This window comes from Daejeonella oryzae DSM 19973 (assembly GCF_000422945.1).
GTDB classification, from domain to species: Bacteria; Bacteroidota; Bacteroidia; order Sphingobacteriales; family Sphingobacteriaceae; genus Daejeonella; species Daejeonella oryzae.
This window is the reverse complement of record NZ_AUHA01000002.1, coordinates 1-13,261: the sequence shown is the minus strand read 5'-3', so window position 1 is coordinate 13,261 and position 13,261 is coordinate 1. Positions and strand designations below refer to the sequence as shown.

Sequence of the window (13,261 nt, the reverse complement as noted above, 5' to 3'; positions counted from 1 at the left end):
TAACCTACTAATTAGTATAAAAACATGGCAAAAGAAAAATTTGACCGCAGTAAGCCGCACTTAAACATCGGTACTATCGGTCACGTTGACCACGGTAAAACAACTTTAACTGCAGCTATCACTAAGGTGTTATCTGATGCAGGTTTTTCTGAGGCACGTTCATTTGAATCAATTGACTCTGCTCCGGAAGAAAAAGAAAGAGGTATTACAATTAATACCGCTCACGTTGAGTATTCAACTGCTACCCGTCACTACGCTCACGTTGACTGTCCAGGTCACGCGGATTATGTGAAGAACATGGTAACAGGTGCTGCGCAGATGGATGGTGCAATTCTTGTTGTTGCTGCGACTGATGGTCCTATGCCACAAACTCGTGAGCACATCTTATTAGCTCGCCAGGTAGGTGTTCCTTCATTGGTTGTATTCATGAACAAAGTAGACATGGTTGACGATCCAGAATTGTTAGAACTTGTTGAAATGGAAATTCGTGAATTATTATCTTTCTACGAATACCCGGGTGATGATATTCCAGTAATTCAAGGTTCTGCTCTTGGTGGATTGAACGGTGATGCTAAATGGGTAGAGAAAATATTAGAATTAATGAATGCAGTTGATTCATATATTCCAATTCCTCCACGTTTAACTGATCTTCCTTTCTTAATGCCGGTTGAAGATGTATTCTCGATCACTGGTCGTGGTACTGTTGCAACAGGACGTATTGAAAGAGGAGTAATCAACTCTGGTGAGCAGGTTGATATTTTAGGTATGGGTGCTGAAAACTTAAAATCTGTAGTTACAGGTGTTGAGATGTTCCGTAAAATATTAGACAGAGGTGAAGCTGGTGATAACGTAGGATTATTATTACGTGGTATTGAGAAAACTGATATCCGTCGTGGTATGGTTATCTGTAAGCCAGGTTCTGTAACTCCACACACAGATTTCAAAGCTGAGATTTATGTATTGTCAAAAGCAGAGGGTGGCCGTCATACTCCATTCTTTAACAAATATCGTCCACAATTCTATTTCCGTACCACAGACGTTACTGGTGAGATTTCATTAGCTGAAGGTGTTGAAATGGTTATGCCAGGTGATAACGTTACCATCACTGTTAAGTTGATTAACGCTATTGCAATGGAAAAAGGTCTTCGTTTCGCTATCCGTGAAGGTGGCAGAACTGTAGGAGCCGGACAAGTAACTGAAATTTTAAAGTAATAAAATTTCAAAATAAAGGTTAATTGGACAACATAAGTCTGCCAAGTGTGGACTTATGTTTTCTTATAATACACGGGCTTAGTTTATTGAGGTTATAACAGAACTGAGCTTTATAATACACGGGCATAGTTCAATGGTAGAATAGAGGTCTCCAAAACCTTTGATCAGGGTTCGAATCCTTGTGCCCGTGCTTACGCGAATTAAAACATGGCTAACGTAGTAGAGTTTTTAAAAGAGTCATATATAGAGATGACTGAAAAAGTTACCTGGCCAACCTGGCTTGAGTTACAGAATTCAGCAATATTAGTATTGGTTGCTTCTATTATCATCGCATTATTAATTTTAGGGATGGATGAAACAGCAGGTACTGCTTTAAAAATGTTTTACAAATCTCTGGCATAATCACAGCACTAAGAATGAGCGATCAATTAAAATGGTATGTAGTAAGAGCTGTTAGCGGAAAAGAAAAAAAGGTAAAGCAATACTTAGAAGCAGAAGTGAATCGTTTAGGCCTTTCTCATTTACTTCCACAGGTATTAATTCCTATGGAAAAATACTACCAGATGCGTGACGGAAAGAAAATTGCAAAAGAGCGCAATTTTTATCCGGGTTATGTTCTGATAGAGGCACAATTGGATGGCGAATTAGAACATATTATTAAAAACATCAATAGTGTGATTGGCTTTCTTGGAGATAAAACCGGAAACGCCGTACCTATGAGACCAGCAGAAGTGAACCGTATTTTAGGTAAGGTTGATGAAATGGCCGAGCAGGGTGAATCTATGAATGTTCCATATTACGTTGGCGAAAACGTTAAAGTAATGGATGGTCCATTTAATGGTTTTACCGGTGTAATCGAAGAGGTTAACGAAGAGAAAAAGAAACTTAAGGTAATGGTTAAGATCTTTGGCAGAAGAACACCACTTGAGTTGAATTATATGCAAGTAGAAAAGGAATAGATTGGATATTTCAGAATTTAGATCTGAGAAGTATCTCATATTTTAATCTCTGAAACCTAAGTTTCGATAAAGATCTTAAATGTTACATGCTTCCACATTGAACATTGAGTAATAAATAAATTAAGTAAAATGGCAAAAGAAGTCGGTGCGTTAGTAAAACTACAAATCAAAGGCGGCGCTGCTAATCCATCTCCTCCGGTTGGTCCTGCATTGGGAGCAAAAGGGGTGAATATTATGGAATTTTGCAAGCAGTTTAATGCTCGTACCCAAGATAAGCCAGGTAAAGTATTGCCTGTTGTAATTACTGTTTATGTAGACAAGTCATTTGATTTTATCATCAAAACTCCACCGGTAGCTATCCAGTTATTAGAAGCTACGGGATTAAAAGGAGGTTCTGCTGAGCCCAACCGTAAAAAAGTATCCAGTGTAAGCTGGGAACAGGTTGAGACCATTGCAAGTGATAAAATGACCGATTTGAATGCATTTACAAAAGAGTCGGCCATGAAAATGGTAGCTGGTACAGCACGCAGTATGGGAATTACCGTTAGCGGTGATGCACCCTGGAACAATTAATTAACACAAATCAGTTTAAGAAGTGGCTAGATTAACAAAAAATCAAAAAAAGGCACATTCCAAAATTGAGGTTGGGAAAGCATATACTTTAACTCAGGCAGCTGCTTTGGTTAAAGATATTACTACTACCAAATTTGATGCATCGGTTGACCTGGATGTACGTTTAGGCGTAGATCCGCGTAAAGCGAATCAAATGGTACGTGGTATTGCAACTCTTCCTCATGGAACCGGTAAAACTGTCCGCGTTTTAGTTTTATGTACTCCTGATAAGGAAGAAGAAGCTAAAGCAGCAGGTGCAGATTTTGTTGGTTTGGATGAATATATTGCCAAAATTGAAGGTGGATGGACTGACGTTGATATCATTATTACCATGCCTAGTGTAATGGCAAAAGTAGGTAAGCTGGGCCGTATTTTAGGTCCGCGTAACCTGATGCCAAATCCTAAGTCAGGTACTGTAACCCCGGATGTGGGTAAAGCGGTAACTGATGTTAAAGGTGGTAAAATTGACTTCAAGGTTGACAAAACAGGAATCATTCATGCTTCCATAGGAAAAGTATCATTTGATGCTGATAAAATTTATGAGAATGCGCTTGAAGTACTTCAGGTAATTTCAAAATTAAAACCATCTGCCTCTAAAGGAACTTATTTTAAGAGCGTTCATATGTCTTCAACAATGAGTCCGGGAATCGAAATTGAAACTAAATCAGTAGCGGGGATCTAATCATGAAGAAAGAACAAAAACAAGATGTGGTTCTGGCTTTAACAGAGCAAATTAAAGAGTATGGTAATTTTTATATTACTGATACTGCTAATTTGAGCGTTTTAAAAATAAATGCTATCCGCCGTAAATGTTTTGAAAGCGATATCAAAATGCAGGTTGCTAAAAATACATTAATCAGAAAAGCTATGGAAGCTGCTGATGGTGATTTTAGCGAAATGTTTGAAGTACTTAAAGGATCTTCATCTATTATGTTTTCTAAGTCAGCAAACGCTCCGGCCAAGTTGATTAAACAACTTCGAAAACAAGGTGATAAGCCAGTATTAAAAGCAGCTTACATTGATTCAGCAGTATTTATTGGTGATAACCAGTTAGATGCATTAGTTAACCTTAAATCTAAGGAAGAATTAGTTGCAGATATTATTGCATTGCTGCAATCTCCTGCCAAGAACGTTATATCAGGCTTACAGTCTGGTGGTAACAAACTTGCCGGAATTGTTAAAACATTACAAGAAAGAGGTTAACGAACACCTGAAGTTCGAACAAATTACAAGAATAGAAATTTTAAAATTTAAATAAAATGGCAGATTTAAAATCGTTTGCTGAGCAATTAGTAAACTTAACAGTAAAAGAAGTTAACGAATTAGCTCAAATATTAAAAGATGAGTATGGTATTGAGCCTGCTGCAGCGGTAGCTGTTGCTGGTCCTGCCGGTGGTGGTGATGCTCCTGCAGCTGCAGCTGAGCAAACTGCTTTTGATGTTATCTTAAAAGAAGCTGGTGGCGCTAAGTTAGCAGTTGTGAAATTAGTGAAAGATTTAACTGGATTAGGATTGAAAGAAGCTAAAGATTTAGTTGACGGAGCTCCTAAAGAAGTTAAAACTGGTGTTGATAAAGCAGAAGCTGAAAGCTTGAAAAAACAATTAGAAGAAGCAGGAGCTGTAGTTGAAATTAAGTAATTTCCTAACAGTTAATGTTTAATGGTTTTAGACCCCGATTTTCGTCGGGGTCTATTCCCATTTATAAAATCCCCATTTTTGTTTGACTTACAAACCCGTGTGAAACCGGGAAAACAAGTCGCAGTTTATTTTTTTAAACTAAATTCTTATTCCCTTGGCAAACAAAAATAAGCACAACGAAAGAGTAAATTTTGCTACAAGTAAGCATGTGTTGGATTATCCAGACTTTCTGGATGTGCAGTTGCAATCTTTCAAGGAATTTTTCCAATTAGAAACCACTTCAGACAGCCGCCATCAGGAAGGTTTGTTTAAGGTATTTTCTGAAAATTTCCCGATCTCTGATTCAAGAAATATCTTCGTTTTAGAATTTCTTGATTATTTCATAGATCCCCCGCGTTATGATATTACAGAATGTATCGAGCGTGGTTTAACGTATAGTGTTCCTTTAAAAGCTAAGCTTCGCTTATCTTGTAATGATGTAGAACATGAAGATTTTGAAACAATTGTTCAGGATGTATACCTGGGAACTATCCCATACATGACTCCAAAAGGAACATTTGTTATTAACGGAGCTGAGCGTGTAATTGTATCGCAATTGCACCGTTCGCCAGGTGTGTTTTTTGGCCAGAGCCGCCACACTAACGGAACAAAACTGTATTCAGCCCGTGTAATTCCTTTTAAAGGATCCTGGATCGAATTTGCAACCGACGTAAATAACGTCATGTATGCATACATCGATCGTAAGAAAAAATTCCCCGTAACCACTTTACTTCGTGCCATTGGTTATTCAGATGACAAGGATATCCTTGAATTATTTGAATTAGCTGATGAAGTTAAAGTAAGTAAATCTGGTTTGAAGAAATTCATCGGACGTAAGCTTGCTGCAAGAGTTTTAAGAAAATGGGTTGAAGATTTTGTTGATGAAGATACTGGTGAAGTAGTTTCTATTGACCGTAATGAAATCATTATGGAGCGGGAAACAGTTCTTCAGGATGAGCATATCGATATGATCATTGATGCTGGTGTTAAAACCGTTATCTTAACTAAAGATGATGCAATAAACAGCGGTGATTATACTATTATATATAACACATTACAAAAAGATACATCAAACTCTGAGAAAGAAGCGGTGGAGCATATCTACCGTCAATTACGTAATGCAGAACCACCTGATGAAGAAACAGCTCGTGGTATCATTGATCGTTTATTCTTCTCAGATAAAAGATATGATTTAGGAGATGTTGGTCGTTACCGCATCAACCGTAAATTAAAATTAGATACCCCGGTTGCTACGAAAGTATTAACCAAGCAGGATATTATTGCCATCGTAAAGTATTTGATCAAACTGATCAACTCCAAAGCTGAGGTGGATGATATTGATCACTTGTCAAACCGTCGTGTACGTACTGTAGGCGAGCAGTTATATGCTCAGTTTGGAGTAGGTTTAGCACGTATGGCCAGAACTATTCGTGAGCGGATGAATATTCGTGACAACGAGGTGTTTACGCCAACCGATTTAATCAATGCCCGTACACTTTCTTCTGTGATCAACTCGTTCTTCGGAACAAATCAGTTGTCACAGTTTATGGACCAGACCAATCCTCTGGCAGAGATTACTCACAAACGTCGTCTTTCAGCCTTAGGCCCGGGTGGTCTTTCACGTGAGCGTGCCGGTTTTGAGGTTCGTGACGTACACTATACTCACTACGGTCGTTTGTGTACCATTGAAACTCCCGAAGGTCCGAATATTGGTCTGATCTCTTCTCTTTGCGTTCACGCGAAGATCAACAATTTAGGTTTCATCGAAACTCCTTACCGTAAGGTGGATGATGGCCGTGTAGTTGTTGAAGAGCCGGTAATTTATTTATCTGCAGAAGATGAAGAAGGTAAAACTATCGGTCAGGCTAATGCACAGTATGATGATAATGGTGTTTTCGCCAATCCTCATGTTAAAGCACGTTATGAAGGTGACTTCCCGGTAATTGAGCCTAAGAAACTCGATTTGATGGATATTGCTCCAAACCAGATTACTTCAATCGCCGCTTCATTAATTCCATTCCTGGAACATGATGATGCAAACCGTGCATTGATGGGATCAAACATGCAGCGCCAGGCCGTTCCATTATTACGCCCTGAAGCGCCAATTGTTGGAACAGGTTTAGAGGGTCGTGTTGCACGTGACTCCCGCACCCTGATCAATGCAGAAGGTAATGGTGTAGTAGAATATGTAGATGCCAATGAAATTCAAATCCGTTACGAACGTAATGAAGATGATGTATTGGTATCATTTGAAGGTGAAGTAAAATCCTACCGTTTAATAAAATTCAAAAAGACTAATCAAAGTACCTGTATCAATCTGAAGCCAATTGTTAAAAAAGGGCAGAAGGTTGAAAAAGGTCAGGTTCTTTGCGAAGGATATGCAACACAGGATGGTGAATTGGCCTTAGGCAGAAACTTAAAAGTTGCGTTCATGCCTTGGCAGGGATTTAACTTTGAGGATGCGATTGTAATTTCCGAGCGTGTGGTTTCTCAGGATATTTTCACTTCATTACACATCGAGGAATTCGAATTAGAAGTTCGTGATACCAAACGTGGTGAAGAAGAATTAACTCCGGATATTCCGAACGTTTCTGAAGAAGCTACTAAAGATCTGGATGAGCATGGTATTATCCGTGTAGGTGCAGAGATAAAAGAAGGTGATATTCTGATCGGTAAGATCACTCCAAAAGGAGAATCTGATCCTTCGCCGGAAGAAAAACTTTTACGTGCCATATTTGGAGACAAAGCCGGTGATGTAAAAGATGCATCTTTGAAAACTCCTCCATCTATTCATGGTGTGGTTATCGATACCAAGTTATTCTCCCGTGCCAAGAAAACAACCAAGGCAGAAGAGAAAGCTTTAATCGAGAAATTAGATGCCCGTCATAATAAAGCGGTAAAAGAATTAAAAGAAACGTTAATTGATAAGTTGTTCACCATTGTAAATGGTAAAACTTCACAAGGTGTTTTCAATGTATACAAAGAATTGCTGATAGCTAAAGGCGTTAAGTTTACGCAAAAAGTTTTAGCAGAGCTTGAATATGCAAATGTGAACCCAACGAAGTGGACAACAGACGAAGATAAAAACGAGCTGATCAAATTAACTCTTCATAATTATAACATTAAGCTAAACGAAGAGCTTGGTGCTTACAAACGTGATAAGTTTGCAATAAGTGTTGGAGATGAACTTCCATCAGGTATTGTACAGATGGCTAAAGTTTATGTCGCTAAAAAACGTAAATTAAAAGTAGGAGATAAGATGGCAGGTCGCCACGGAAATAAGGGTATTGTTGCCCGTATCGTTCGTGATGAAGATATGCCGTTCCTTGAAGATGGAACACCTGTTGATATCGTGTTAAATCCGCTTGGTGTACCTTCACGTATGAACCTTGGTCAGATTTACGAAACTGTTTTAGGATGGGCTGGTAAAGAACTGGGTATGAAATTCGCAACTCCAATATTTGATGGTGCTTCGCACGATGAAGTAGAAGAGTGGGTAACTAAAGCAGGAGTGCCAACTTCAGGTAGAACTTATTTATACAATGGTTTAACCGGAGATCGTTTTGATCAACAGACTACAGTAGGTATTATTTACATGCTGAAATTAGGTCACATGGTTGATGATAAGATGCACGCTCGTTCAATCGGACCATATTCATTAATTACACAACAGCCATTGGGTGGTAAAGCTCAGTTTGGTGGTCAGCGTTTTGGTGAGATGGAAGTTTGGGCACTGGAAGCATTTGGTGCTGCCAACATTCTTCAGGAGATTTTAACTGTTAAATCTGATGATGTTGTAGGTCGTGCAAAAACTTACGAAGCGATTGTTAAAGGTGAAAATCTTCCAACCCCTTCCGTACCTGAATCATTCAACGTATTGGTTCATGAATTAAGAGGATTAGGTTTAGATATTACGTTAGACTAAATAGTATTATAGTATCTGGTATTTAGTATTTAGACAGAAGCTTAAACGGCTCATTTAAATACTAAATACTTACGACTAAGTACTCAAAACAAAAGAGCTATGTCTTACAAGAAGGATAATAAAATCAAAAGTAACTTCACCTCTATTACCATTAGTTTGGCTTCTCCGGAATCCATTCTGGAGCGTTCAAGCGGTGAGGTGTTAAAACCGGAAACTATTAACTACCGGACTTACAAACCCGAGCGTGATGGTTTATTCTGCGAGCGCATTTTTGGTCCTGTAAAGGATTACGAATGTCATTGCGGTAAATACAAACGTATTCGTTATAAGGGGATTGTTTGTGATCGTTGTGGTGTTGAAGTAACCGAAAAGAAAGTACGTCGTGAGCGTATGGGACACATCAATTTGGTGGTTCCAGTTGCCCACATCTGGTACTTCCGTTCATTGCCAAATAAGATTGGTTATTTATTAGGTTTACCTACTAAAAAGCTTGATCTGATTATCTATTATGAGCGTTATGTAGTTATCCAGCCGGGTTTAAAAGAAGCAGATGGAATTCTGAAAATGGATTTCCTTACTGAAGAAGAATACCTGGATATCTTAGATACACTGCCAAAAGAGAATCAGTATTTAGACGATAAAGATCCGCAGAAATTCATTGCCAAAATGGGTGCTGATGCTTTGCAGGATTTATTAAGCCGTTTAGATTTAGATCAGCAATCATATGATCTTCGTCACCAGGCAGCAAACGAAACTTCGCAGCAGCGTAAAAATGAAGCGTTAAAACGTCTTCAGGTTGTTGAAGCTTTCCGCGGAGCTAACACACGTATCGAAAATCATCCCGAGTGGATGATTGTGAAGATCGTTCCTGTTATTCCACCGGAATTACGTCCATTGGTTCCTTTAGAAGGCGGTCGTTTTGCCACTTCAGATCTGAACGATTTATACCGCCGTGTAATTATTCGTAACAACCGTTTAAAACGTTTGATTGAGATTAAAGCACCGGAAGTTATTTTACGAAACGAGAAACGTATGTTACAGGAAGCTGTAGATTCGTTATTCGATAATTCACGTAAAGTTAACGCGGTTAAAACTGAAGGTAACCGTGCATTAAAATCACTTTCAGATATTCTGAAAGGTAAGCAGGGGCGTTTCCGTCAAAACTTATTGGGTAAACGTGTGGATTATTCAGCACGTTCAGTAATTGTTGTAGGACCTAACCTGAAATTGCACGAGTGCGGTTTGCCAAAAGATATGGCTGCTGAGCTTTTCAAACCGTTTATCATTCGTAAAATGATTGAGCGTGGTGTTGTGAAGACAGTAAAATCAGCGAAGAAAATTGTCGATCGTAAAGATCCGATTGTTTGGGATATTCTTGAAAACGTGTTAAAAGGGCACCCGGTATTATTAAACCGTGCACCTACATTACACCGGTTAGGTATCCAGTCTTTTCAGCCAAAATTAGTTGAAGGAAAAGCGATTCAGTTACACCCTTTGGTTTGTACTGCATTTAACGCGGATTTTGACGGTGACCAGATGGCCGTGCATTTACCTTTAGGAAATGCTGCGATTCTGGAAGCCCAAATGCTGATGCTTGCTTCGCATAATATTTTGAATCCGGCTAACGGAACCCCGATTACTGTTCCTTCACAGGATATGGTTTTGGGTCTGTATTATATTACTAAAGGTCGCAGAACTGATGCGGGTAGGGTAGTAAAAGGTCAGGATCAAACTTTCTATTCACCTGAAGAAGTGATTATCGCTTATAATGAGCGGATGATCGATCTTCATGCTTTCATAAAAGTGAAAACTCATGTGAAAGAGAAAAGCGGTGAAATTGTTAACAAAATTATCGAAACCACTGTGGGTCGCGTGCTATTTAATCAGCGTGTACCGGCAGAAGTAGGTTATATAAATGAGCTTTTAACCAAGAAATCACTTCGTGATATTATTGGAGAAGTTGTTAAAATTACTGGTATGGCACGTGCGGCCCAGTTCCTTGATGAAATTAAGGAATTAGGTTTCTTAATGGCATTTCAGGGTGGTCTTTCGTTTAACCTTCAGGATTTAAATATTCCTGATGAAAAAGTTAAACTTATTGCTCAGGCTACTAAAGAAGTTCAGGAGGTTATGGGTAACTATAACATGGGTTTCATTACCAACAACGAACGTTACAATCAGATTATTGATATCTGGACCCGTATCAACAATCGCTTAACAGCGAATGTGATGGAAATCCTTTCAACAGATAACCAGGGATTCAACTCGGTGTACATGATGCTTGATTCTGGAGCACGTGGTTCTAAGGAGCAGATTCGTCAGCTTTGCGGAATGCGTGGTTTGATGGCTAAGCCACAGAAATCAGGTTCAGGTGGTGAGATTATTGAAAACCCGATTTTATCCAACTTTAAAGAAGGATTATCAGTATTAGAATACTTTATCTCTACACACGGTGCACGTAAAGGTTTGGCCGATACAGCTTTGAAAACGGCTGATGCTGGTTACTTAACCCGTCGTTTACATGATGTGGCCCAGGATATGATTGTGGGTGAAGTAGATTGCGGAACTTTAAGAGGAATTTATACTACAGCCTTAAAAGATAATGAGGATGTTGTTGAGCCATTATACGACCGTATTTTAGGAAGAACTGTTTTACATGATGTTTATGACCCATTAACTAATGAATTATTAGTTAGTGCCGGAAATGATATCGAGGAAGACATTGCTCTTAAAATTGAAAACTCACCACTAGAAGGTATCGAAATTCGCTCTGTATTAACTTGCGAAAGTAAACGCGGAGTTTGTTCTTTATGTTATGGACGTAACCTTGCAACAGGTAAACGTGTTCAGATGGGTGAAGCTGTAGGTGTAATTGCCGCACAGTCTATCGGAGAGCCGGGAACTCAGTTAACATTACGTACATTCCACGTGGGTGGTACTGCATCCAATATTGCCGCAGAATCTCAGATCAACGCTAAGTTCGATGGTATTATTGAATTTGAGAATGTTAGAACTGTGAGTCATCAAACTGAAGAAGGACCGCTGGAAGTAGTATTGGGTCGTTCAGGCGAATTCCGTATTCTGGAAGCCGGAACTAACAAAATGATCATGTCTAACAACATCCCTTACGGAGCTTATCTGTATGTTAAAGATGGTGCACAGATTTCAAAAGGTGATCGTATTTGTAGCTGGGATCCATATAATGCGGTTATTATTTCTGAGTTTGAAGGTGTTGCAGAGTTCGAAGCTATTATTGAAGGTATTACCTTCCGTGAAGAATCTGATGAGCAAACCGGGCACAGAGAAAAAGTTATTATTGATACCCGTGATAAAACCAAAAATCCAATTATTCGCGTAGCGGATAAAAAAGGAAATGGTATTAAAGGTTATAACATTCCTGTAGGTGCACATATTGCAGTTGAAGAAGGTGAAAAAGTGAAAATGGGACAGGTTATCGTTAAGATTCCTCGTTCTACCGGAAAAACAAGAGATATTACGGGTGGTTTACCACGTGTAACTGAATTGTTTGAAGCACGTAATCCATCTAATCCGGCTGTAGTAACTGAAATTGATGGTGTAGTAACTTTAGGTGGTGTTAAACGTGGTAATCGTGAAATGTCTATCGAATCAAAAGACGGACAAATCAAGAAATACCTTGTTCCATTATCCAAGCACATTCTTGTACAGGATAATGACTTCGTGAAAGCAGGTATGCCACTTTCTGACGGATCAATTTCTCCTGCAGATATTCTTTCTATAAAAGGGCCGGCAGCTGTTCAGGAATATCTTGTAAATGGTATTCAGGAAGTTTACAGATTGCAGGGGGTTAAGATCAATGACAAGCACTTCGAAACTATTGTACATCAGATGATGCAGAAGGTGATGATCGAAGATGCAGGTGATACGCGTTTCTTAGAAAAAGAACTGGTAGATCGTTGGGATTTCATGTTGGAAAATGACGAGATCTATGACAAGAAAGTTGTTGTAGAGCCTGGAGATTCTCCTAATCTGAAACCTGGTCAGATTATTTCTGTGCGTAAATTAAGAGATGAGAATTCAGTTCTTAAACGTAAGGATATGAAACTGGTAGAAGCTCGTGATGCAATTGCAGCTACTTCAAGCCAAATGTTACAGGGTATTACCCGGGCATCATTGGGAACTAAATCATTCATCTCTGCAGCTTCCTTCCAGGAAACTACCAAGGTTTTGAATGAAGCAGCTATCAGTGGTAAACGAGATAATCTGTTAGGATTGAAAGAAAACGTTATTGTAGGACATTTAATTCCTTCAGGAACTGGTTTGCGTCATTACGAACGTATCATAGTAGGTTCTCAGGAAGAATACGACAAGTTGCTGGCTTCTAAACAAGAAGAAGTAGAAGCATAATTCTTTCTCTGTAATCTTATCAGATTACTTTAATGAAAATCTAAATAATAATAAGCCGTCTCGAATTTAATTTCGGGACGGCTTTTTTTATTAGCTTTTATTTTATGATCAGAGACCCAATCGAATCAGATCATAACACGATATTTTCTGATTTAACTGTTAGTATTTAAAGTGCTCTGGAATACTTATTAGCTTTTAATAATAATTTTATACTATTAATCTGTCACTTTGTATTTAAATGCTTTTCACAATTTATATCTTCCTATACATCCCTTTTGCCTATTCTGTAGTCATTCTGAAAGTATTTCAAATAATTTTGCATCTCTTTATCATGTAGTTATCGGATTGTTTTAATTATTTTAAAAAACTTATTTGCGGGGATGAAATAACTTTCTACTTTTGCAACCCGCAAAGGAAGTAAATGCGGATGGTACATTGAGGATTTGGGGTAGCAGAGTGGTTGAGGATGAGGTGTTATGCTTTATTTGAAA

9 protein-coding genes and 1 tRNA gene are annotated in these 13,261 nt (G+C 38.6%); all 10 read left to right on the top strand.

Annotated features, from left to right (window positions below):
* Window positions 1-24 precede the first annotated feature (24 nt).
* Window positions 25-1,212: an elongation factor Tu gene (gene tuf / locus G521_RS0100090; RefSeq protein WP_026896692.1), complete on the top strand. Its 1,188-nt coding sequence runs from the start codon at window positions 25-27 to the stop codon at window positions 1,210-1,212.
* A gap of 119 nt (window positions 1,213-1,331) precedes the next feature.
* Window positions 1,332-1,402, top strand: a tRNA-Trp gene (locus tag G521_RS0100085).
* Window positions 1,403-1,419: 17 nt separating this feature from the next.
* Entirely contained in the window at window positions 1,420-1,614 is a 195-nt protein-coding gene (secE, locus tag G521_RS0100080) for a preprotein translocase subunit SecE (RefSeq protein WP_026896691.1), read from the top strand.
* Window positions 1,615-1,628: 14 nt separating this feature from the next.
* Window positions 1,629-2,171, top strand: coding sequence for a transcription termination/antitermination protein NusG (nusG, locus tag G521_RS0100075; protein WP_026896690.1), 543 nt, complete (start codon window positions 1,629-1,631; stop codon window positions 2,169-2,171).
* A gap of 129 nt (window positions 2,172-2,300) precedes the next feature.
* Window positions 2,301-2,744: a 50S ribosomal protein L11 gene (gene rplK / locus G521_RS0100070; RefSeq protein ID WP_026896689.1), complete on the top strand. Its 444-nt coding sequence runs from the start codon at window positions 2,301-2,303 to the stop codon at window positions 2,742-2,744.
* Window positions 2,745-2,766: 22 nt separating this feature from the next.
* A complete protein-coding gene (gene rplA / locus G521_RS0100065) occupies window positions 2,767-3,465 on the top strand; it encodes a 50S ribosomal protein L1 (RefSeq protein WP_026896688.1) in 699 nt (232 codons plus the stop codon).
* Window positions 3,466-3,467: 2 nt separating this feature from the next.
* Window positions 3,468-3,986, top strand: a complete 519-nt coding sequence (gene rplJ / locus G521_RS0100060; RefSeq protein ID WP_026896687.1) for a 50S ribosomal protein L10 — start codon at window positions 3,468-3,470, stop codon at window positions 3,984-3,986.
* A 56-nt stretch (window positions 3,987-4,042) separates the two neighbouring features.
* Window positions 4,043-4,420 (top strand): 50S ribosomal protein L7/L12, encoded by a 378-nt coding sequence (gene rplL, locus G521_RS0100055; RefSeq protein WP_026896686.1) that lies wholly within the window; start codon window positions 4,043-4,045, stop codon window positions 4,418-4,420.
* Window positions 4,421-4,574: 154 nt separating this feature from the next.
* Window positions 4,575-8,384 carry a DNA-directed RNA polymerase subunit beta gene (gene rpoB, locus G521_RS0100050; protein WP_026896685.1) on the top strand — a complete coding sequence of 1,270 codons (3,810 nt, stop codon included), beginning with the start codon at window positions 4,575-4,577 and terminating at the stop codon, window positions 8,382-8,384.
* A gap of 99 nt (window positions 8,385-8,483) precedes the next feature.
* The gene (rpoC, locus tag G521_RS0100045) at window positions 8,484-12,770 is read left to right on the top strand and encodes a DNA-directed RNA polymerase subunit beta' (protein WP_026896684.1); all 4,287 of its coding nucleotides are present in this window, start codon (window positions 8,484-8,486) and stop codon (window positions 12,768-12,770) included.
* Window positions 12,771-13,261: the final 491 nt, after the last annotated feature.

Coding starts and splice junctions, on each gene's coding strand:
- tuf (WP_026896692.1), top strand. CDS start 25: ATGGCAAAAGAAAAATTTGACCGCAGTAAGCCGCACTTAAACATCGGT.
- secE (WP_026896691.1), top strand. CDS start 1,420: ATGGCTAACGTAGTAGAGTTTTTAAAAGAGTCATATATAGAGATGACT.
- nusG (WP_026896690.1), top strand. CDS start 1,629: ATGAGCGATCAATTAAAATGGTATGTAGTAAGAGCTGTTAGCGGAAAA.
- rplK (WP_026896689.1), top strand. CDS start 2,301: ATGGCAAAAGAAGTCGGTGCGTTAGTAAAACTACAAATCAAAGGCGGC.
- rplJ (WP_026896687.1), top strand. CDS start 3,468: ATGAAGAAAGAACAAAAACAAGATGTGGTTCTGGCTTTAACAGAGCAA.
- rplL (WP_026896686.1), top strand. CDS start 4,043: ATGGCAGATTTAAAATCGTTTGCTGAGCAATTAGTAAACTTAACAGTA.
- rpoC (WP_026896684.1), top strand. CDS start 8,484: ATGTCTTACAAGAAGGATAATAAAATCAAAAGTAACTTCACCTCTATT.